Raw genomic sequence first — 20,764 nt, forward strand, 5'->3', positions numbered from 1 at the left:
CCGCCGAGCAGTGGCGGCCACGATGATATACGACCGCGGGGAGGCGACCGGCTACACCGTCGCGGACCGGTTCGACGGCGGCGTCGGCTGGCTGGCCCACCCCGAGGAGACGGGTCGGCGGACGAGCCACGCGTTCGTCGACGACGGCGACGTCTGGGTCGTCGACCCGCTGGACGCACCGGGTCTCGACGACCTGCTCGCCGAGTACGGCGAGGTAGCGGGCGTCGCGGTGCTGTCGGGCTTCCACGCGCGCGACGCCGACGCGTTCGCCCGCCGACACGACGTACCCGTCTCGCTCCCGCCGAAGATGGGCCGCGTGGCAGACCGGCTCGACGCTCCAACGCGCCGACTGCGGAACGGCGACGGCGGGTTCACCTTCCGACAGACCACGCCGCTGCCGGGGTGGCACGAGACGGTCGCATATCGAGAGGGAGACGGGACGCTGTACGCCCCGGACTCGCTCGGGACGACGGCGTGGGCGACGGTGGACGAAGAGCGACTCGGCGTCTACCTGTTGGCCCGTCCGGTCCCCCCGCGCGCCCTGTTCGAGGGGTACGACCCCGACCGGGTGCTCGTGGGGCACGGCGAGGGCGTATTCGAGGACGCGACCGAGGCTCTCGACGATGCCCTTGCGGGCGCTCGTCGTCGGTTCCCTCGCGCACTGCGGCAGGAGGGTGTGACACAGCTTCGAGCGGTGATAGGCGCGCTCACCGACTGAGGCCAGTGCGACCGGTAGTACCGCGTCGAGACCTCTGTTCGAGGAGGACGAGAACGGGTGACACGCGGCGTTCTCGTCGGATAACGGCAGACCTTTTACCGCGACGTGTGGAGTTCCCGCCAATGTCTTACGAGAAGGTCGACGTGCCCGAGGAGGGCGAACCTATCACCGTAGGCGCTGACGAGGACGAACTCGACGTGCCCGAGAACCCCATCATCCCCATCATCTACGGGGACGGTATCGGGCAGGACGTCGGTCCGGCGGCCCAGACGGTGCTCGACGCCGCGGCCGAGGCGACCGGCCGGGACATCAACTGGATGCGACTCTACGCGGGCGAGTCCGCCCGCGAGAAGTACGACGAGAACCTCCCCGACGACACCGTCGAGGCCATCGAGGAGTTCCGCGTCGCCATCAAGGGTCCGCTGACGACGCCCGTCGGCGCCGGCTTCCGCTCGCTCAACGTCGCGCTCCGGAAGAAGCTCGACCTCTACGCGAACATGCGCCCGACGTTCCACCTCGACGGCGTCCCCTCGCCGATGAAGAACCCCGGCGCGATGGACATGGTCAACTTCCGCGAGAACACGGAGGACGTCTACGCCGGCATCGAGTGGGAGGCCGGCAGCGACGAGGTCCAGCAGGTCCGCGAGTTCGTCGAGGACGAGATGGGCTTCGACTCCACCATCCACGACGGCCCGGTCGGCATCGGCGTCAAACCCATCACCGAGTTCGGGACGAAACGCCTCGTCCGCAAGGCCATCGACTACGCGCTGAACAACGACCGCGACTCGGTGACGCTCGTCCACAAGGGCAACATCATGAAGTTCACCGAGGGGGCGTTCCGCGACTGGGGCTACGAGGTCGCCGAGGAGTACGGCGACGAGGTCATCACCGAGGACACGCTCTGGGAGGAGCGCGACGGTGACGCTCCCGAGGACGCCGTCGTCGTCAACGACCGCATCGCCGACAACATGCTCCAGCAGATCATGACGCGCACCGAGCAGTACGACGTGCTCGCCATGCCGAACCTCAACGGCGACTACCTCTCGGACGCCGCCGGCGCACAGATCGGCGGCCTCGGCATCGCGCCGGGCGCGAACATCGGCGACGGCCGCATGCTCGCCGAACCCGTCCACGGCAGCGCGCCGAAGTACGCGGGTCAGGACAAGGTCAACCCGTCCGCGCTCATCCTCTCGGGCCGCATCATGCTCGAGTACCTCGGCTGGACCGACGCCGCGGACCTCGTCCGCGACGCCATCGAGGAGACCATCTCCGCCGGCGAGGTCACCTACGACATCGAGCGCCAGATCGACGGCGGCGAGAAACTCGCCACCAGCGAGTTCGCCGAGCGCGTCGCCGAGCGCATCCGCGACAAGGCGTAACCGACCTGCAGTTCTCTTCGCTCTTCGAATCTCCTCTCTCCCGTTCTCCCGCTATCCACTGACGACCAGAGCGGGAGACAGCCCTAGCACGACAGCTGATGCGTCACTCTCCCCACGGCACCTCCTCGCGAGGCGGTGAGAACACCTCGACGCCGGTGACGACCTCCTCCCCGTCGTTGCGCGCGGCGTGCGGTTCGTCGCTCGGGATGTCGTAGGCGTCGCCCGGTCCTACCGATAGTTCCTCACCGTCGACGACGAACGTGAGCGTCCCCTGGACGACGTAGCCGGTCTGTTCGTGTGGGTGGCTGTGCTCGGGGACGTCCGCGCCGGGTTCGATGTGGAAGTACTGGAGGCTCACCGACTCGCCGACGACGAGTTGCCCGAGTTCGACGCCCTCGGCCGCCTCGGCCGTCTCCCACTCCTCGCTGCTGACGATGTCCATACCGGCGACTCGTCGCCGACCGTCCTATCAGTTCGGGGTCGCCGGGCCTCATCCGAACAGCGTCGTCGTATTCGGACACGGCCGTCGACCGCGAGGCAGTCCGAGGCTTTTCGACCGTGGGCGCGGTAGTCGACCCATGTACACGGTGGTCGGCTGTCCGGAGTGCAGGGCGTTGAAGATAGTCGACGGGCGGCCGGAGACGACCAAGTGCCCGCGGTGTGGGCGCACCTCGCAGTTCCAGAAGCTCCGCGCGTTCTACAAGAGCGAGGACGTCGACACCGCCCGCGAGGTGCGCGCCCGGCTGCTCGCCGACCGCTCGGGCCACGGCGACGCGTACGAGGACCTCGGCACGTTCTCGGAACTGGACGAGGACGCCGACAGCGCCGGCATGAGCACCACCGAGTTCCTCGAACGTTCGGGCCTCGACGTCAACGAGGTCGGCGCGGCGGGCGACCGCGCCGAGAGCGGAACCGGTGGCTCGATGAGCCGCAAGGAGACCGTCGAGACGGCGCTCCGGGACCTCGACCGGCCGACCGAGGAGGAGATCGTCGACTACGCCGCCGACCACGGGGTCCCGGCCGACTACGTCCGCTCGGCGCTCGACCGACTCACGCGTCGCGGCCACGCGACCGAGACCGGCGGCCGCTACCGCCTCCTCTGACGTGCGTCGAGACCACGAGGAGCGGACGGACGCCGCATCCGAGACCGACGAGCACTGGCCGGGCGACGAACTGCTGGACGACGACCGCCCAGGCCTCGACCCGATGCCGCTCGTCGTCGGGGCGTTCGTCGCTGTCTCAGGAATCCTCCTGTTCGTCCAGCCGGTCGTCCGGGTCGTGACGCTGTTCGGGCGACCGGTCCCGCCGTTCGTGCTCGCGCCCGCGCCGCTGTCGCTCGGATTGGCCATCGGGACGTTCGGCTTCGCGCGTCGCGGCGAGCGGACGGTCGCCATCGCCCACGGCGTCGGCGCGGTGGGGTTCGGCCTCATGTTCCTCGCCACCGGCGTCGGGACCGTCGTGTTCCTCTGGCTGGGGCTCGCTGTCGTCCTCGGCGGCGTCGTCTTCCTGGTCCTCGACGCGCGGCGGTGAAACGACGTCGAACGAGGACGGACGACACTGCTCGCCGAGAGACGGCGAAACGACACGCTGAAACGGCCACTCCGAAAACCCGCGGTCATGGACGTGGAGCAGTCGACGACGCTGGTGCAGGGGGTCGGGTTCATCGTCGGTGGCGCGCTCGCGTTGCTCGGTGCCGGGACCGACGCGAGCGTCGGTGGCGTGACGCTCACCGCCCTCGGCGTCGGCGTCGTCGCCGTCGGGTTCGTCGTCGCCACGGTCGGGTCGCTCCTCACCAGTTCGCGGGCCACCTCGCGGTCGGTCACCGCGGACAAACGCATCCAGGCCGGTCTGCAGGGACTCGCCGCCGCCGGGTTCGTCGTCCTGTTCGTCGCGCTGGCGGCCGACCTCGGACTGGTCGCCGTGCTCGCCGGTGCGGCGCTGATTCTCGCCGCGCTCGCCGCCCGGTGGTACCTCGAGAAGCGCGAGTGAGCGAGGGTCGGGTCCGACGGCGTCTCGGGCGCTGCGTCACTCCTCGCCGGTAGCCCCGACCGCGACGATTCCGCCGCCGACCACCACGCCGACGGCCAGCGGCAGTGCGAACGCGGCGACACCCCGGAGTCCGAGTTCGTGGGCGACGACGGCGACGGCAACGACGAGGAGCACCCCGGCGACGGTCATCGCCACGATGGGTCGGTTCGCGTTCACGGCCGTCACTCACGCGTCGCCGGCCAAGAAATGTCGGGCCTCCGTCCGGTTCTCCCCTCGTCGTCCGCCTCGCCGTCGGACTACCGCCCCAGTTGCTCGTGGGCGCTGGCGAGGTGCGAGGACGCGAGCGCACCGAGCAGCGAGAGTTCGCCCGCCAGCGTCGCGGTGGCGACGACTTCGGCGAGCGCGTCGGCGTTCGTCCCCGGCGGGTCGCCGCCGCCGCGGACGCCGACCACGTCGAGGCCCTCGGACTGCGTCGGGAGCTTCGTCCCGCCGCCGACCGTCCCGAGTTCGAGCGAGGCGAGCGTGACGCTGGCGTACAGCGACTCGTTGCCCTCGTCGTCGGTGCGCACGTCGGCCGTGGTGATGGTGTTCGACCCCTCGACGACCTGCGCGGGGTCCTGCCCGGTGGCGAGGAACGCGGCCGCGACGACGTTGGCCGCCTGCGCGTTGAACCCGAGTGCGCCCGCCTTCGCCGACCCGACGTGGTTCTTTCGGGTGTTCGCCTCCGCGATGGCCGCGGGGGTGGTCTTGAGCACGTCGCCCACCGCGTCGGCGGGGATCTCCACGTCCGCCGAGACGGTCCGCCCGCGCCCCTCGACGGCGTTGATGGCGGCGGGCTTCTTGTCCGAACAGAGGTTGCCCGAGAGCGCGACGAGCGAGGCCGGCGTCTCGGCCTCGACCACCTCGCAGGCCTCCTGCGTCGCGATGGTGGCCATGTTCATCCCCATCGCGTCCTTCGAGTCGTAGCCGAACCGCAGGAAGACGTTGTCGCCGACGACGTAGGGCGTCACGTCGACGAGTTCGCCGTGGCTCGTGGTGGACTCGGCCGCGTCCCGCAACCGGTCCTCGTTCGCCCGGACCCACGAGACGACCTCGCTGGCCTCCGCCACGTCCGCGACCCGGAAGACGGGCGCACGGGTCATCGCCGACTTGAGGACGCGAGCGGTCGCACCCCCACCGGCGCGGATGGCCGCACAGCCACGGTTCACCGACGCGAGGAGCGCCCCCTCGGTGGTCGCCAGCGGGAGGTAGTGTTCCTCGCTTGCGGCCTCCCCGTCGAGGTGGACGGGGCCGACGACACCGACGGGTACCTGCACCGCGCCGGTCATGTTCTCGATGTTCGACCCGGTGGCTTCGTTCGCCGGGAACGAGTAGTCGCCGACCGTCGAGAGGTCCGCGTCCGTCTCGCGTTCGAGCAGGACGCGCCGGGCCATCGCGGCCGTGTCGGCGTCGGCGTGTGCTTCGAGTTCGTACAGTCGCAACTCCCCGTCCTGCACCCGGTCCGCGAGGTCGGCGGCGACCTCCTCGTCGGCGTCTGCGGCGGTCATACGGTGGGGTCGGACGGGGGGAGGCTAAGGATTCGGATTCTGGCTAGGAGTCGTTGGAATTGGATGGAATCGAGTCATCACCGAGTACACCTCGAAAGCCCCTGAACTCTCGTGGCCTGCGACTCGCTGCGCGCGCTCCCTCCGGTCGCGTGCTTACTTCGTCACCAGAACGCTTCGCGTTCTGGCTGGCTCGAAAGACGCAGAGCGTCTTTCGAACGTCTCGGCTCACGAGAGTTCAGCCCCTTTCAGTCCGCCCGCGATAGCTGGGCGAACTGTCGATGTGGGTGGACTGAAAGGGGCGAGGCTCAGGGCGAAGGACGACGACGTAAGCACCACAGGGAGCGAAGCGACCGAGGAGCGCAGCGAGTCGCCCGAGTCCTGAGCCTCGGGGCTTTCGAGTTGTTACTGATATCGACGATGTATCGTCAGACGTTCGAAACCGCACCTAGCGCCACTCGTGGGCCAGCAGGCCGAAGTAGTGCTCGTCGTGGAACGCGCCGTCGGCGAAGCGCTCCTCGCGGTGGACGCCCTCCTCTGTGAAGCCGAGCGAGTCCATCAGCGCCATCGACGCCTCGTTGAAGTCGAAGACGGTCGCCACGACCTTGTGCAGGCCGTGCTGGTCGAACGCCCAGTCGAAGAGGAGTTCGCTGGCGGCCGTGGCGTAGCCCCGGCCCTGCGACTCGGGGGTGATCCAGATGCCGTAGGTGCCGACGTTGCCCTGCGGTTCCTCCTGTCGGAGCGTCACGAGGCCGACGTAGCCGCCCTCGGCGCAGACGACGAACGCGGTGTTGCCCTCGTTCCGGAGCCAGTCCACGAACTCGGTGACGGACTCGCCGTCGGCCGGTCCGGTCGGCCCGCCACCGGGGACGCGGATGTCGGGGTGGTTCATGTCGCTCCCGATGTCGTCGTGGTCCTCTTCTTCCATGGTGTGGAGTTCGACGCGGTCGTTCGCGGCGAACAGCGGGCCGGGCATGAGTCGGCGTTCACGGGTCGGCGTGATGAACGGTTCGGAGCGGTCGGGGACCGTCCGTACTCCGGTGAGCGGCGGGCAGGGGCAAGACCACCGTTGATAACCCGGGGACGTGTAGCCGACGGGAACGACCAGATGTCGGAGAACAAGCGTCACCCGTCGGCGACCGACGCCCGGAAGTTCGCGGGCGTGTTCAGGCAGCAGGTCGAGAGCGCGATTCGAGAGATGCGGCGCTCGACCGTCGCGCTCGCGTTCTCGGGCGTGACCGCCGGTCTCGGCGTGAGCTTCGGGGCGCTGTTCATGGGGATGGCGCTCACCTACTCGGGCGGGTTCGAGTCGAAGCTCCTCCAGCAGTTCGTGCTGGCCAACGCCTCCGCGGTGGGGTTCCTACTGGTGATGCTCGGGCAGACCGAACTGTTCACGGCCCACACCACGATGGCGTGGCTCCCGATACTCTCGGGAGACGCGTCGCTGTCGGACCTCGGACGACTCTGGGGCGTCGTCTACGTGGCGAACCTCGTCGGCTGCGCGGCGTTCGCGGCGCTCGTCGCCGTCCTCGGACCGTCCATGGGCATCGTCGAGCCGAGCGCGTTCGGGTCGATGGCCGACGCACTGCTTCCGTACTCGGGGACGACCATCCTGCTGAGCGGGGTCGTCGCGGGGTGGCTGATGGGGATGGTGACGTGGCTCGCGTCGGCCAGTCGCGACACCGTCGGCGAGGTGCTCGTCGTCTGGGTCGTCACCGCCGGTATCGGCTTCGGCCCGTTCCACCACGCGCTGCTCGGGACGACGGAGGTGCTCGGGGCGATGTTCCTCGGCCAGGGCGTGACGCTCCTCGACTTCGGTCGGTTCCTGCTGTGGACGACCCTCGGCAACGTCGTCGGCGGGACGGTGTTCGTCGCCGCGCTCAACTACGGCCAGATAGCGTTCGGCGACACGCCGGAGGACGTCGAGGTGGACCCGCTGGAGGACTCGGAGGGGTCGGAGGTCTGAGGAGGCGGTCCGAGCAGTCCGCACGCTACTGCCCCTCGACTACGCTTTTGTCCCCTCGCCGCGCGCTCACGGTATGACCGCTCCCGCGGACCTCGTGCTGACGAACGCCGAGGTCCACACGCTCGACTCGCCCGACGAGACGTACGAGGCGCTCGCGGTCCGCGACGGCGAACTCGTCCGCCTCTGCGACGCCTACGAGGTCGAGTTCCTCGTCGGGGCCGAGACCGAGGTGCTCGACTGCGAGGGCGGCGTCGTCCTGCCGGGGTTCGTCGACGCCCACACGCACCTCCCGATGGTCGGGCGACGCCTCGTCCACGCCGACCTCTCGGTGGCCGACTCGCCCGACGAGGCGGTCGACCTGCTCCGGGAGGACACCGACGCGGCTGCAGACGAGACCAAAGCGGCTGCAGACGACACCGACGTGACTGGACAGGGCTCCGACGCGGTCGACGCCACGGACTGGATTCAGGGGTTCGGCTACGACGAGAGCGCGTGGGCCGAGTCGCGCTACCTCACTCGCACCGACCTCGACGCGGTGAGCGAGACGCGGCCGGTGGTCGCCTTCCGCGAGGACATGCACACGGCCGGGCTGAACTCGGTCGCACTGGACCGACTGGCCGACGGGATGCCCGACGACGACGTGCGAACCGAGGGCGGCGACCCCACCGGCGTCGTCGTCGAGGAGGCCGTCGACGCGGTGTGGGACGCCGTCGAACCGGACGCCGCCGAGATGCGCTCGCTCGTCCGGGCCGCGCGAGACTTCGCCCACGAGCAGGGCGTGACCGGCGTCCACGACATGGTCCGCAACAGCGAGGCACCGCGCGTCTACCGCGAACTCGACGACTCCGAGGACCTGGACCTGCGCGTCCGCATCAACTACTGGACGGACCACCTCGACGCGCTGGTCGACCTCGGCGCACGGACGAACCACGGTAGCGACCTCGTCCGGGTAGGCGGCGTCAAGAGCTTCACGGACGGGAGCTTCGGCGGCCGGACGGCGAAGCTCTCCGAACCGTACGCCGACGCTGGGGACGAATCGGAGGGCGGCACCGATGCTACCGGCCAGTGGGTCGTCTCGCCCGACAACCTCGCGGCGTACGTCGCCCGAGCGGACGACGCGGGGTTGCAGTTCACCGCCCACGCCATCGGCGACGAGGCGATTCGGACCGTCCTCGGCGCCTACGCCGGGACGGGTGCTCCAGGTGAGGCCCGACACCGCGTCGAACACGCCGAACTGCTCACCGACGACCTCGTCGAGCGGTTCGCGGACCTCGGCGTCGTCGCCTCGGTCCAGCCGAACTTCCTGAAGTGGGCGCGCGAGGGCGGCCTCTACGACACCCGCCTCGGCGAGGAACGAGCACGCTCGACGAATCGGTACCGCGACCTGCTGGACGCGGGCGTCCCGCTGGCGTTCGGGAGCGACTGCATGCCGCTCGGACCGCTGTTCGGCGTCCGACAGGCCGTCACCGCGCCGAGCGAGGGCCAGCGACTCACCGTGACGGAGGCGCTCCGGGCGTACACGCGCGGGGCCGCGTACGCGGGATTCGACGAGGACCGACTCGGGACCATCACGGTCGGCAAGCGCGCCGACCTGGTCGTGCTCGACGACTCGCCGTGGGACGTGACTCCCGGGACCGTCGACGACGTCGAGGTGACGCACACGCTCGTCGACGGCGAGGTCGTCTATCGGCGGGACGACTGAGCGCCGCTCGCGCCGGGAGTCCGACTGGCGACGCTGCGCCGACCGTCGAGAGCGTCGAAACCACCGAAACCACCGTAACGGTTAACAGGTCGATTCGACGAGTTGTCCCATGGTTCCCCTCCAGGCCGTCGGCACCCTGTTCGTGGCGGTGTTCCTCGCGCTCGCCGTCCTCGCACCGCTCGTCCTCTACTCGCTCGTCCGGTCCGAACACGACGGTCGAACGACGATGTCCCGCGAGGAGGGCGAACGCGCCGCGCGTCGAGACTCGCGTGACGATTTCCGCTAGCACTGCCTCGTCACCGTGCGCTGACCGTCCCGGCAGCGCCCTGGCCGGGCGTCTCCAGGTAGCCGTCGGCTCCCGACCGCTCGAATCGGCTGTAGAGCGCTCTTCCCGTCGGAGCTGGCCGGTCGTGACTCTCAGAATCAACTGTCAATTTATCGTGTCATATCGCTAGCTAACTATCATCCGATACTCGTAGGCTCTCCCCGTCATGTCAGACGACTTCGACACTGACGAGGTATCACAGCGGCGACGACGCGTCCTGCAGGCGTTCGGCGTCGGAGCGGCGGCGACGGCGCTCGGCTCGGCGGGGGTGGTCGGCGCACGGTCGAACCAGGCCGACGACGGCGACGGACTCGACCCGAACCTCGGGTTCGCGGCGCTGACCCCGGAGACCGACCTCCCCGTGGAACCGGACCACGAGGTGCAACTGCTCGTCGGGCCGCCACGGGAGCAGGGACGGCCGCTCCCGGAGTTCTTCTACCAGCCGACCGGGCTGGCGGTCGAACCGGGAGACGTCGTCGCGTTCCGGTTCACGACGCCCGGCCACACCGTCTCCGCGTACCACCCGTACGCGGGTCGCCAGCAGCGGATTCCCGACGACGGCGACGGCCTGGCGTGGTTCTCGTCGCCGTATCTCGGCGGCGGGGCGACCTGGCTCTACCGCTTCGACACGCCGGGCGTGTACGACTACTACTGCGGGCCGCACGAGGTGTTCGGACACGCCGGCCGCATCGTCGTCGGGGATGCGACCGAGGCACCACCGGTGCCGGACCCGTGTGCGCCCCCTGCCGAGGCGGGCGAGAGCGGCGAGGGGGGCGGTGGGGAGGGTGAGAACGCCGACGGTGCCGGCGGCGAGGAGGGCGCAGCGAGCGAAGAGGGCGAGGGTGGTGGCGGCCAGGAACTCCGTCCCCCCGCGCTGACCTCGGCGCTCGTCCTGCGGGACCCGGCGCTCGACCCGCAGAACATCGTGGACTCCGGCGCGGTCGGCTGGGAGGAGATCGCCCAGGAGAACAAACAGCTGTTCGTCGAGTTCGTCACCCCGGACGTCTGTGGCCTGCCAGCACCCGAACCGGAGCCGTCGGCGACGGCCTACCAGGTCGACCTCGTGCTCGGCGAGCCCGAAGCCGTCCTCGGCGAGGACCCGGACGACTTCTACGGCCAGCAGGGCCGACTGCTCCGGTACCTCCACGGGTCGAGCGAGACGCCGGTCGTGCGGACCGGAACGGGCGGTGCACTCGACGACGTCGCGGACTGTCTCGACAGCGACGTCATCGCCGTCGCCGACGGGACCGCGACCGTCACGCTCGACGTGCAGGACGGCTGTGAGGAGACCGTCTCTCTCGTCAGCTACGTCAACCCGGCCGGCGCGGGGACGTTCGACCCGTCGGTCGAGCAGGAGTCCTACGACGCGACCACGGAGACCGTCGGGCCGGGCGAGCACGTCCTCTCGGTCGCGCTCCCCGGCGACGAGAGCGATGGCGAGTGACGACTGCTCCGGCGCTCACTCCAGCAGCGACTCCCCGGTCATGGGCGCCGGCTGGTCGACGCCGAGCAGTTCGAGAAGCGTCGGGGCGAGCGCCGCGAGTCCGGCGTCGTCCCGAACCGAGTGACCGCCGTCACCTGCCCCGCCGTCCACGTCGGGCGAGAGCAGAATCAGCGGCACGGGGTTCAGCGTGTGGGCGGTGTGCGGGTCCTCGACGGTGCCCATGTCGTCGGCGTTGCCGTGGTCGGCGGTGAGAATCACGTCCGCGCCCGCGTCGAGCAGCGCCGGAACGAGGCGGCCGACCTGCTCGTCGACGGCCTCGCAGGCAGCTCTCGCGGCGTCGAAGTCCCCGGTGTGGCCGACCATGTCCGCGTTCGCGTAGTTGAGCACGAGGAGGTCCGGGTCCGACTCGTCGACCATCGCCAGCGCCTCGTCGGTCAGTTCGGGGGCGCTCATCGCGGGCGTCTCGTCGTACGTCGGCACGTCGGGGCTGGGAACTATCTCGCGGACCTCGCCGTCGAACGCCACCTCCCGGCCGCCGTTGAGGAAGTAGGTGACGTGAGCGTACTTCTCGGTCTCCGCGAGGCGACCCTGCGTCCAGCCCCGGTTCGCGACCACCTCGCCGAGCGTGTCGGTCGGCTGGTGGGGCGGGAACGCGACGGGCAGGTCGAACGTCTCGTCGTACTCGGTCATCGTCACCAGTCGCGTCTCGGGCGGGTCGGTGTCGAACTCCCAGTCCGGCCGAACGTCGGCGAGCATCCGAACCAGCTGGCGCGCCCGGTCCGAGCGGAAGTTGACGAACACTATCGAGTCGCCGTCGTTCAGGGCGGGGCCGCCCTCGACGAGCGTCGATTCGACGAACTCGTCCGTCTCACCGCGTTCGTAGGACTGCTCGACGGCCGCGACGGCGCTGTCGGCCTCGTGGTCGGCCTCGCGGTTCACGACGGCGTCGTAGGCGCGTTTCGTCCGGTCCCAGTGCTGGTCGCGGTCCATCGCGTAGTACCGACCGGTCACGGTGGCGACGTGGCCCGTCCCGGCCGCCTCGGCGACGCTCTCCAGTTCGCGCAGGTAGCCCGCGCCGCCGTTGGGAGCGGTGTCCCGGCCGTCGGTGAACGCGTGGGTGACGGCCTCGACGCCGTGGTCAGCGGCGGCGCGGACCAGCGCGTGGAGGTGCGTCTGGAGCGAGTGGACGCCACCGTCGCTGACGAGGCCCATGAGGTGGACCCGGCCGTCGTGCTCGCGAGCGTAGTCGAAGGTGCTGGCGATGTTCTCGTTCGCACCGAGTCCGTGCCCGTCGACGGCCGCGTTGATGCGCGTCGCGTCCTGTTCGACGATTCGTCCCGCGCCGATGGTGAGGTGGCCGACCTCGCTGTTGCCCATCTGACCCTCCGGGAGGCCGACCCAGGGACCGTGCGTTTCGAGGGTGCCGAACGCCCCCCGCTCTCGGTAGTCGTCGACGGTCGGCGTGTCGGCGGCGGCGACCGCGTCGCGGCCGCCGCCGTCCGGTCCGCGTTCGTCTCCCGTGCCGAGTCCCCAGCCGTCGAGGATGACGAGGGCTGCTCTCATTGGGTGGGATGACTCCACGGATGGGTAAAGAGCGTTCGGAGGCTGTCCTCTTGCGGGGCTGGTCTCCGGTCAGTACTCACCGGAGTGCTGCACTTCGTACGTGAGCACCGCGAACTCGTCCCCGTGTCTCTCTGCGTCGGCCAGTGTCAGGGGCGGGTCCGTGATTCTGCGCGGCAGCAGTGGTGCTCCCGACCCGAGCGTGACGGGGGCGATGGTGAGGATGATCTCGTCGAGGAGTCCCTGTTCGTGGAACTGTCCGACGAGGTCCCCGCCACCGACGAGCCAGACGTTCTCACCGTCGGCAGCCTCGACCATCTCCGCGTGGACGGGCGAGACGTCCCCCCGAACGACGGTGACGTCCGCACCGTCGACGACCGGTAGCTCCCGTGTGCTGAACACCCACGTTGGAATCTCGTACGGCCACTGCTCCGGGTTCTCCAGCAGGTTCTCGTGCTCGACGACCCACTCGTAGGTCGTCGAACCCATGGCGATGGCACCGACCCGGTCGACGAACTGGGCGTACCCCTCTTCAGACTCTTCACTGTCTCCGAACTGGAAGAGCCAGTCGAGGGAGTTCTCCTCGTCGGCGATGTACCCGTCGATGCTCGTCGCGGTGTAGTACTGGGTCTTCATCTGCTCGATTACCCTTCGGGAAGCGCTCCGACGCGATAAGGCTGCGTACCAACGTCGGATGGCCCGGTCGTCCCGCTCTCGTGGTCCGGCGACTGTCGTCGCGGGTCCGGCGATCGTTCAGCGTTCTCGTTTCGCCTCGTGGCCGAGGTGCTCCTCGACGGCGTCGACCTTCTCGCGGGCGGTCTGGTCGCTGGTGCGCTTGTCGTCCACCTTCAGGAGGGTGCTGACGCGGTCGCCGTCGACGGCCTCGTGGGCGGCCTGTGCGGCCGCGAACAGGTCGTCGACGCTGTCGGCCTCGATGGTCGTCCCCATCGGGGTGGTCTCGTAGGAGACGTCGAACTCGTCGAGGGCGGCGACGGCCTTCGCCACCTCCTCGCCCATCGAGCCCTCCTGTACCGGTGCGACGCTGAGGAATCCGATGACGGTCATGGTCGCGTCGCCGTTCGCGGCCACGCGGCGAAAGCGTGGCGGTGGCGAGTGCAAGACGGCCCCGAGTTCGTGTAGGTAAAACGACCGTTTGTTCCTTGGGGCGTGTTAGGTACTGGCACTACGACGCTCGTCCATGGTCTCACGCAGACGCGTCGCGGTCGTCCTCGGAGTGCTCTGTCTCGTCGTACTCGCCGGCTGTGGAACCGGGGGGAGCGGTGGCGACGCTGGCAACGCCGCACCGAACGGGAGCGGCGGTAGCTCCGGTGGCGCGGGGGGTGGTGCGGCCGACGGCGGCGGTGGCGGCGCGGCGACCGAGCAGGCGGCACGCGGTTCGAACGACGGTAGCGCGGCGACGGGCGCACAGGCTGCCGAGCGCGCGCTCGTCCGCGACGGGACGATTCGCCTCGAGGTCTCGGCGTACGACGCCGCGCGGGCGAACCTCACCGCTGCCGTCGCCGCGAACGGCGGGTTCGTCGCCGAGTCCAGCGAGGAGGTCCACGAGGCGGCCAACGAGACGTTCACGACCGGTCGTATCGTGTTCCGCGTACCCTCGGGGAACTTCTCGGCGTTCGTCGAGCGGGTCGGGGCGACGGGCGAGGTGCTCTCCTCCCAGTCGACCACCGAGGACGTGACCGACCGGCTGGTCGACCTGCGAGCGCGGCTGTCGAACGCCGAAGCCGAGCGCGACCGACTCAGGAACCTCTACGAGTCGGCCAACGAGACCGAGGACGTGCTGGCGGTGAGCCGGGAACTGAGCGCCGCCCAGGAACGCGTCGAACGCCTCGACGCCCAGCTGGCCGCGCTGGAGGGTCGGGTCGCGCTCTCGACGGTGACGGTCGACCTGCGCGAACCGCACCCCGAACCCGCCGCGGCCGAAGCGGGGACGGCGTTCCACGAGACGGACGTCGTCGCGGCGCTCGCCTGGTCGGTGGGCGGGGTCGTGCGCCTCGTCCGGTCGCTGGTGGTCGCGCTCGCCTACGCGCTGCCGTACCTGGTCGTCCTCGCGGTTCCGGTCGGTGTGGCGGCCGCCCTCTACCGGCGCGTCGGGTGAGTCGGGGACGAACCTGACAGGCGTCCGAACCGCCGTCTCGGGTCGTGTCGAGTCGTCTCCTGGGCTGCCGCGGCCCCGCGGTTATTTGCTGACCGGTCGCGTCCGGTGGGTATGGGCGGTGTCTCCGAGACGATCGACCGACACGAGGGGCGACTGGAACGAGCCGAGGAGGTGCTCCGTGCCATCGTGCGCGAGGCGCGGGTCGAGAAGCTGACGTTTATGGCCGGTTCCATCGCCTACCACGCGTTCGTCTCGCTGTTGCCCGCACTGGTCCTCCTGTTCGCCGTCTCCTCCACGCTCGGCGTCTCGGTCCAGGGCGGCATCGAGGAACTCACCGGCACGCTCCTCTCGCAGGACGTCTCGAGGCAACTCATCGACGACATCACCTCGACGAACCAGTCGACGAGCCTCTCCATCGTCGGACTGGCGGTGCTCGTCTGGGGGAGCCTCCGCATCTTCCGGGGCCTCGACACGGCCTTCTCGGACATCTACGAGTCCGAGGCCGCCAACACGTTCACCGACCAGATTACCGACGGAGTACTGGTGCTCGGGACGTTCGCGGTCGCCATCGTCGCGGCCGTCTGGGTCCAGTCTCGCTTCCCCATCACGGGCGGCGGTCCCCTGGTCGCGCTGGTCGGGGGTCTCGTCACCGTCGTCGGCCTCACCGTCGCGTTCCTCCCGATGTACTACGTGTTCCCTGACGCGGACGTCAGCGTCACGGAGGTCCTTCCGGGGGTCGTCGTCGCCTCCGTCGGTCTGACGCTGTTCGCACTGCTGTTCAAGGTGTACATCACCTTCTCGGGGAACGCGGACTCGGCGCAGTCGGGGAGCCTCGTCGCCGCCATCATCCTCCTGCTGACGTGGCTCTACTTCAGCAGCCTCGTCATCCTGCTGGGCGTCGCGGTCAACGCCGTCCTCTCGAACCGCTCGCGGGACGTGAGCATCGACCCGGTCGTCGGGGGCGTCCCACGCGGTGAGCGCCGGAAACTCGCCACCCGCGACGAACTCGTCGCGGAACTGGAGGCGTTCGCCACGCTGCTCGACGACGACCCCGAGACGTTCGTCGCACACATCGACGACCAGGAGGTGTCGCTACACCCGCCGCAGGCAATCACGGTCGATACGGACCCGGAACTCGGCTTCGGAGACGGCTCGGTCGCCGTCGAGTTGCGCTGGACGCCCCGAGAGGAGTGAGGCCCGTCTGGGCCTGGAAAGGAGCGCGAGCGATTCGGCGATACTACCGGAAGGACCCGACGGTCCGACCGACCGTACTGACGCCCTTCGCCGCCACGTACCGACCGGCCATCGTCACGAACGACCGCGGGTCCTCGGCGAACCGGACGAAGAGCGGGTCGTACCCGAACTCGTCGGCGGCCTCCCCCGGCGGAATCACCTGGTTCTCGTCGAAGCAGTACACCGGCTTCTCCGCCTGCCGGGCGATGACGATTGCCTGATGTCGCGAACTCTCGACGAACGACGACGCACCGGTCGCCTCGTACACGTCGGCCTTGTACTCGCCGTGGCCGCCCCGTTCGTCCCTGACGGCCTTGCTCGGCAGGTCCCACATCACGAGTTCGTCGTACTCGATGCCGTGTTCGTCCAGCCACTGCTCGGTCTCGGGGCGGTACTGCTCCAGCCGACAGGTGACGAGCCACCCGACGCGCGTGTCGGGAATCAACCGTGGCTCGACCGTCGTGAGGAACTCCCGGTAGCGCGGGCCGTCGTCGTTCTCCTCGGGCGTCGGGTCACGACAGAGCACGCCGTCGATGTCGACGCAGGCGTTTCCGAGCGTCTCCGGGTGCAACAGTTCCCACTCGAACGCACACGGGTCCGCGACGGTCTCGGTCCAGTAGTCGGGCCGGTCGGCTGCACGCTCGGAGACGTACACCGCCGCGCTCCGCACAGTGGCGGAATCGGCGAGGTCGCTCGGCCGGACCCGTCTCTCGACCGACTCGTCGGGTCCGACGTGGTCCGCGAGAACCAGGAGGACCTCGCCGTCCACCGCCTCCTCGCCTCGAATCTCCTCGGTGTCGACGACCGGCAGTCCCGTCGTCTGCTGGAGCAGGCTCGCCGCCACCGAACTGCTACCGTCGAGGTGGACGATGCGGTCGACGTCGTTCGGCAGGTCCCAGGCCAGGCGACGGACGGCCGCGTTCAGGTCGTCGACGCTGCGATAGTCCATCGTCTACGCTCTCCACCGGCCGACGCATTAATTCATCGTACAGAGAACGTAGTAGCGCCACTGACCGGTCGAATGAGATACTGTGACATTGCGAGGGTTCCCGCCGGCGACGACGATTCGCCACGACTCGCGCCTCGACAGAGACGTGTCGGCCGGTGGTCAGAACGTCAGCGAGCGATGTACCGTGCGACGAAGACGATCGGGACGACCGGTATCGCCAACCCCGTTACGACCAGGAAGACGGCGATGAGTATCCGCTCGCCGGTGGTCGAGTCGCCCCACACGGACTGCCAGGCGTCGTCGATAGCCTCCGCGGTTCGTCGAATCAGGTCGGCCTTGCCCGATTCGTGACGCCGAGTGCCCCGCAACGCTTTCCCTGCGTCAGGACCCGTGAACGCTCGACCACGACGAGGACCCGTGGCCTCGTGAACGCCCGACTCGACTCAGCGTCGTCTACACGCCGATTTCGAGAGGTTACGCAGACGAAGTCTCTGCGCGGAGTAGAACTCGGGAGAAGTGCACCGACCGAGATTTGAACCACGGTCGCTCGCTTCCTCGCTCTGCTCGGACTGCGTGCTCCCTGCTTCAAATCTCTTCGTCGAGAATTCACGGGGACCACTCAGTTGCAGCGCGACGAGACGCGCTGCTGGAATCGTTGGTTCCTGAGAAGTGCACTGACCGAGATTTGAACTCGGGTTGTGACCATGGCAAGGTCACGTGATACCACTACACTATCAGTGCGCTTTCTGCATCCCAACCTGGGACGGAGAGGAATAAAAACGTACCGGAGTATCGGTGTCGGTGAACCCTCGTGGCATGGGACTGTCTCTCACCGAAAACGGTCGTGTGAGGCCCCCACACGCCCGTAGGGAAACGCTACCCTTTTAGGAGCGCACTGGGTACCACTGGAATAGTCTCGTGTACAGCGAGGAAGCGCATCGGCATGACACGCACCGTACTCGTGCCGTCGTCGCTGGTTCGAGAGTCCCGTGACAAACGGGAGGCGACCCGAAAGCTCGGGTACGTCGCCCGTGCCGCCACGGTCTTTCGAATCGACCGCCTGCTCGTCTATCCGGACCCGGATGGCGAGGGGCGCTGGGACGACGGGTTCGTCCGCACCGTGCTGGCCTACGCGGCCACACCCCCGTACCTCCGAAAGGAGGCGTGGGGGCGGCGCGACGAACTGGAGTGCGTCGGTGTCCTGCCGCCGCTCCGCGCTGTCGCGCAGACCGGCTCCGAATCTGACGGTTCGGGGTCGTTAAGACAAGGAATCGTGACCGAGGTCGGACCTGACGGGCGCGTTCGGGTCAATTGCGGACTGCAACACCCAGTCTCCCTGCTCGTCCCGCCGCAGATGGCGGTCGAGGAGGGGGAACGCGTGACCATCAGGGTCTCTTCGCGACGGCCGCTCCGGGCCCGCATCGTCGACGAGTCCCTTCCGGGACTCTCGGTGTGGGGCGAGGAGCTGGATACGGCACTCTCCCGGGCCGACGCTGGCGTCTCTATCGCCGCGTCGCGCCACGGTGAGGAACTCGACGTCGCACTGCTGGGCGAAGTCGCCCCGCGTGTGCGCGATGGGTTCACTGCCGTCTTCGGCTCGCCGGAACGCGGCCTCCCGGAGATTCTTGGCGTCCACCCGCCGCGGGTGGACCCACGCGACGAGCAATGGTCGCCCGACGGCGACCACGAGTCCCGAGACGGGGGTACCGAACCCGCCGACGGGACGCGGTCTCACGAACCGGCAGCCCGGTTCGACCTCTGGTTGAACACGGTTCCGCACCAGGGCAGCGAGGTGGTGCGAACGGAAGAAGCACTGTTCGCCACCCTCGCCTGCCTCAACCTGAGGTAAACCATGCCACAACCAAGCAGACCACGCAAAGGCTCGATGGGCTTCGGCCCCCGCGTCCGCGCGTCCAGCGAGGTGCCGCGTCTCAAGACGTGGCCCGAGGACGACGGACAGTCGGGGCTCCAGGGATTCGCCGGCTACAAGGCCGGCATGTCCCACGTCGTGATGGTCAACGACGAGCCCAACTCCCCCCGTGAGGGGCAGGAGGAGACCGTCCCCGTGACGGTCGTGGAGACGCCGCCAATGCGCGCGGTGGCGCTCCGAGCCTACGAAGACACGCCGTACGGCCTGCGACCACTCACCGAGGTCTGGACCGGCGAGTTCCACGAGGACCTCTCCCGGACTCTCGACCTCCCCGAGTCGGCAGGTCAGGAACAGCTCATTCGCGACGCGCTGGAAGCGGGCGACCTGGGCGACGTGCGTCTCATCACGCACACCGTCCCGAACGCCACGAGCGTCCCGAAGAAGAAGCCCGACGTGATGGAGACGCGAGTCGGCGGTGGCTCGCTCGACGAGCGCGTGGAGTACGCGCTCGACCTCATCGAGGACGGCGGCGAGCACTCGTTCTCGGACGTGTTCCGAGCGGGCGAGTTCGCCGACGTCGCAGGCATCACGAAGGGGAAGGGCACCCAGGGCCCGGTCAAGCGCTGGGGCGTCCAGAAGCGCAAGGGGAAACACGCCCGGCAGGGGTGGCGCCGACGCATCGGCAACCTCGGCCCGTGGAACCCCTCGCGCGTGCGCTCGACGGTCCCCCAGCAGGGGCAGACCGGCTACCACCAGCGCACCGAACTGAACAAGCGCATCGTCGCCATCGGCGACGAGGACGTCACGCCCGACGGCGGCTTCGTCAACTACGGCGAGGTCGAGGGCGACTACGTGCTCGTCAAGGGGTCGCTGCCGGGCCCGAACAAGCGCCTCGTGCGCTTCCGCCCGGCGGTCCGACCGGCCGAACAGCCGCGTCTCGACCCCGAAGTGCGCTACGTCTCCACGGAGAGTAACCAAGGATGACTGTCGTATACGACCTGGAGGGCGAGGAGACGGGGGAGATCGACCTCCCCGAGGTCTTCGAGACGCCGTACCGTCCGGACCTCATCCAGCGGACCGTCCGCGCCGCCCAGGCCAACCGGAAGCAGGACTACGGTGCGGACCCCTACGCGGGGATGCGCACCCCGGCCGAATCGTTCGGTAGCGGTCGCGGCATGGCCCACGTCCCCCGTGAGAACGGGCAGGGTCGCCGCGTCCCGCAGACGGTCGGTGGCCGCAAGGCCCACCCGCCGAAAGCGGAGAAGGACCGCTCCGAGAAGGTGAACAAGAAGGAGCGACAGCTCGCGACCCGCTCGGCGCTCGCCGCGACGGTGGACGCCGAACGCGTGGCCGAGCGCGGTCACCGGTTCGACGGTGACTCGCTCCCGCTCGTCGTCAGCGACGAGTTCGAGGACCTCGTGAAGACCAAGGAGGTCGTCGCGCTGCTCGAATCGCTCGGCGTCTACGCCGACGTACAGCGCGCCGACGAGGGCAAGAAGGTGAAAAGCGGCCGCGGGACGACCCGTGGCCGCAAGTTCCGACGCCCTTCGTCCATCCTCTTCGTCACGACCGGCGAGCCGTCGAAGGCCGCCCGCAACCTCGCGGGCGTCGACGTCGCCACCGCGAAAGAGGTCAACGCGGAGGACCTCGCACCCGGCGGACAGGCCGGTCGACTGACCGTCTTCACCGAGTCCGCCATCGAGGAGGTAGCCAACCGATGAGCATCATCAAACACCCGAACGTCACGGAGAAGGCGATGAACGAGATGGACTTCCACAACAAGCTCCAGTTCATCGTCGACGCCGACGCGACGAAGCCGGAGATCCGTGACGCGCTGGAAGAACAGTTCGACATCGGCATCGACGACGTGAACACCCAGATCACGCCGAAAGGGAACAAGAAGGCGACCGTGCGTCTGTCCGAGGACGACGACGCACAGGAAGTCGCCTCGCGCATCGGGGTGTTCTGA

General features: G+C 69.0%; 24 protein-coding genes and 1 tRNA gene. 15 read left to right on the forward strand and 10 right to left on the reverse strand.

The window, feature by feature from the left end:
• The first annotated feature begins 22 nt into the window (after positions 1-22).
• A complete protein-coding gene (locus MX571_RS09810) occupies positions 23-718 on the forward strand; it encodes a hypothetical protein (RefSeq protein WP_247416015.1) in 696 nt (231 codons plus the stop codon).
• A gap of 122 nt (positions 719-840) precedes the next feature.
• On the forward strand, positions 841-2,097 hold the full coding sequence (gene icd, locus MX571_RS09815; protein ID WP_247416018.1) for an isocitrate dehydrogenase (NADP(+)): 1,257 nt from the start codon (positions 841-843) through the stop codon (positions 2,095-2,097).
• Positions 2,098-2,200: 103 nt separating this feature from the next.
• Here icd and MX571_RS09820 read toward each other — a convergent pair whose 3' ends face one another.
• Positions 2,201-2,539 (reverse strand): cupin domain-containing protein, encoded by a 339-nt coding sequence (locus MX571_RS09820; RefSeq protein ID WP_247416021.1) that lies wholly within the window; start codon positions 2,537-2,539, stop codon positions 2,201-2,203.
• Positions 2,540-2,675: 136 nt separating this feature from the next.
• Between MX571_RS09820 and MX571_RS09825 the strand changes: the two genes are divergently transcribed.
• From MX571_RS09825 to MX571_RS09835, 3 genes are all read left to right on the forward strand, one after another.
• Positions 2,676-3,200, forward strand: coding sequence for a DUF5817 domain-containing protein (locus MX571_RS09825; RefSeq protein WP_247416024.1), 525 nt, complete (start codon positions 2,676-2,678; stop codon positions 3,198-3,200).
• Between the two features lies 1 nt (position 3,201).
• Positions 3,202-3,627: a hypothetical protein gene (locus MX571_RS09830; protein WP_247416027.1), complete on the forward strand. Its 426-nt coding sequence runs from the start codon at positions 3,202-3,204 to the stop codon at positions 3,625-3,627.
• Between the two features lie 87 nt (positions 3,628-3,714).
• The gene (locus tag MX571_RS09835) at positions 3,715-4,086 is read left to right on the forward strand and encodes a hypothetical protein (protein ID WP_247416029.1); all 372 of its coding nucleotides are present in this window, start codon (positions 3,715-3,717) and stop codon (positions 4,084-4,086) included.
• Between the two features lie 36 nt (positions 4,087-4,122).
• On the opposite strand, the gene MX571_RS09840 is transcribed toward MX571_RS09835, so the two are convergent.
• From MX571_RS09840 to MX571_RS09850, 3 genes are all read right to left on the reverse strand, one after another.
• Positions 4,123-4,302, reverse strand: a complete 180-nt coding sequence (locus MX571_RS09840) for a hypothetical protein (RefSeq protein ID WP_247416032.1) — start codon at positions 4,300-4,302, stop codon at positions 4,123-4,125.
• 80 nt (positions 4,303-4,382) lie between these two features.
• Positions 4,383-5,633 (reverse strand): hydroxymethylglutaryl-CoA reductase (NADPH), encoded by a 1,251-nt coding sequence (gene hmgA / locus MX571_RS09845; RefSeq protein ID WP_247416035.1) that lies wholly within the window; start codon positions 5,631-5,633, stop codon positions 4,383-4,385.
• A 445-nt stretch (positions 5,634-6,078) separates the two neighbouring features.
• On the reverse strand, positions 6,079-6,606 hold the full coding sequence (locus MX571_RS09850; protein ID WP_247416037.1) for a GNAT family N-acetyltransferase: 528 nt from the start codon (positions 6,604-6,606) through the stop codon (positions 6,079-6,081).
• 132 nt (positions 6,607-6,738) lie between these two features.
• On the opposite strand from MX571_RS09850, the gene MX571_RS09855 reads away from it, so the two are divergent.
• From MX571_RS09855 to MX571_RS09870, 4 genes are all read left to right on the forward strand, one after another.
• Entirely contained in the window at positions 6,739-7,596 is an 858-nt protein-coding gene (locus tag MX571_RS09855; protein WP_247416039.1) for a formate/nitrite transporter family protein, read from the forward strand.
• 73 nt (positions 7,597-7,669) lie between these two features.
• Positions 7,670-9,298 carry an amidohydrolase gene (locus MX571_RS09860; protein WP_247416041.1) on the forward strand — a complete coding sequence of 543 codons (1,629 nt, stop codon included), beginning with the start codon at positions 7,670-7,672 and terminating at the stop codon, positions 9,296-9,298.
• 109 nt (positions 9,299-9,407) lie between these two features.
• Complete coding sequence (locus MX571_RS09865; protein WP_247416042.1) at positions 9,408-9,584, forward strand: DUF8143 family protein; 177 nt, start codon at positions 9,408-9,410, stop codon at positions 9,582-9,584.
• 205 nt (positions 9,585-9,789) lie between these two features.
• Positions 9,790-11,067: a cupredoxin domain-containing protein gene (locus tag MX571_RS09870; RefSeq protein ID WP_247416043.1), complete on the forward strand. Its 1,278-nt coding sequence runs from the start codon at positions 9,790-9,792 to the stop codon at positions 11,065-11,067.
• Between the two features lie 15 nt (positions 11,068-11,082).
• Here the strand turns inward: MX571_RS09870 and gpmI are convergent, their stop codons facing one another.
• The 3 genes from gpmI to MX571_RS09885 form a co-directional block, all read right to left on the reverse strand.
• On the reverse strand, positions 11,083-12,630 hold the full coding sequence (gene gpmI, locus MX571_RS09875) for a 2,3-bisphosphoglycerate-independent phosphoglycerate mutase (RefSeq protein WP_247416044.1): 1,548 nt from the start codon (positions 12,628-12,630) through the stop codon (positions 11,083-11,085).
• Between the two features lie 69 nt (positions 12,631-12,699).
• Positions 12,700-13,263, reverse strand: coding sequence for a dihydrofolate reductase family protein (locus MX571_RS09880; RefSeq protein WP_247416045.1), 564 nt, complete (start codon positions 13,261-13,263; stop codon positions 12,700-12,702).
• A gap of 117 nt (positions 13,264-13,380) precedes the next feature.
• A complete protein-coding gene (locus tag MX571_RS09885; protein WP_247416047.1) occupies positions 13,381-13,692 on the reverse strand; it encodes an MTH1187 family thiamine-binding protein in 312 nt (103 codons plus the stop codon).
• Positions 13,693-13,825: 133 nt separating this feature from the next.
• On the opposite strand from MX571_RS09885, the gene MX571_RS09890 reads away from it, so the two are divergent.
• Together MX571_RS09890 and MX571_RS09895 are read left to right on the forward strand one after the other, a co-directional pair.
• Positions 13,826-14,743 carry a DUF4349 domain-containing protein gene (locus MX571_RS09890; RefSeq protein WP_247416048.1) on the forward strand — a complete coding sequence of 306 codons (918 nt, stop codon included), beginning with the start codon at positions 13,826-13,828 and terminating at the stop codon, positions 14,741-14,743.
• A 111-nt stretch (positions 14,744-14,854) separates the two neighbouring features.
• Complete coding sequence (locus MX571_RS09895) at positions 14,855-15,937, forward strand: YihY/virulence factor BrkB family protein (RefSeq protein ID WP_247416050.1); 1,083 nt, start codon at positions 14,855-14,857, stop codon at positions 15,935-15,937.
• A gap of 43 nt (positions 15,938-15,980) precedes the next feature.
• Here MX571_RS09895 and MX571_RS09900 read toward each other — a convergent pair whose 3' ends face one another.
• The 3 genes from MX571_RS09900 to MX571_RS09910 form a co-directional block, all read right to left on the reverse strand.
• Complete coding sequence (locus tag MX571_RS09900) at positions 15,981-16,925, reverse strand: orotate phosphoribosyltransferase (RefSeq protein WP_247416051.1); 945 nt, start codon at positions 16,923-16,925, stop codon at positions 15,981-15,983.
• A 167-nt stretch (positions 16,926-17,092) separates the two neighbouring features.
• The gene (locus MX571_RS09905; protein WP_247416052.1) at positions 17,093-17,293 is read right to left on the reverse strand and encodes a hypothetical protein; all 201 of its coding nucleotides are present in this window, start codon (positions 17,291-17,293) and stop codon (positions 17,093-17,095) included.
• A 302-nt stretch (positions 17,294-17,595) separates the two neighbouring features.
• Positions 17,596-17,666 (reverse strand) — tRNA-Gly (locus MX571_RS09910).
• Between the two features lie 202 nt (positions 17,667-17,868).
• On the opposite strand from MX571_RS09910, the gene MX571_RS09915 reads away from it, so the two are divergent.
• The 4 genes from MX571_RS09915 to MX571_RS09930 are packed head-to-tail and all read left to right on the forward strand — an operon-like array spanning position 17,869 to position 20,764.
• Positions 17,869-18,774: a putative RNA uridine N3 methyltransferase gene (locus MX571_RS09915; RefSeq protein ID WP_247416053.1), complete on the forward strand. Its 906-nt coding sequence runs from the start codon at positions 17,869-17,871 to the stop codon at positions 18,772-18,774.
• A 3-nt stretch (positions 18,775-18,777) separates the two neighbouring features.
• Positions 18,778-19,779 (forward strand): 50S ribosomal protein L3, encoded by a 1,002-nt coding sequence (locus MX571_RS09920; protein ID WP_247416054.1) that lies wholly within the window; start codon positions 18,778-18,780, stop codon positions 19,777-19,779.
• Positions 19,776-20,516 carry a 50S ribosomal protein L4 gene (gene rpl4p / locus MX571_RS09925; protein WP_247416055.1) on the forward strand — a complete coding sequence of 247 codons (741 nt, stop codon included), beginning with the start codon at positions 19,776-19,778 and terminating at the stop codon, positions 20,514-20,516. Before MX571_RS09920 ends, rpl4p begins: the two co-directional genes overlap by 4 nt.
• Positions 20,513-20,764 carry a 50S ribosomal protein L23 gene (locus tag MX571_RS09930; protein ID WP_247416056.1) on the forward strand — a complete coding sequence of 84 codons (252 nt, stop codon included), beginning with the start codon at positions 20,513-20,515 and terminating at the stop codon, positions 20,762-20,764. Before rpl4p ends, MX571_RS09930 begins: the two co-directional genes overlap by 4 nt.

The organism is Halomarina salina, assembly GCF_023074835.1.
GTDB classification, from domain to species: domain Archaea; phylum Halobacteriota; class Halobacteria; order Halobacteriales; family Haloarculaceae; genus Halomarina; species Halomarina salina.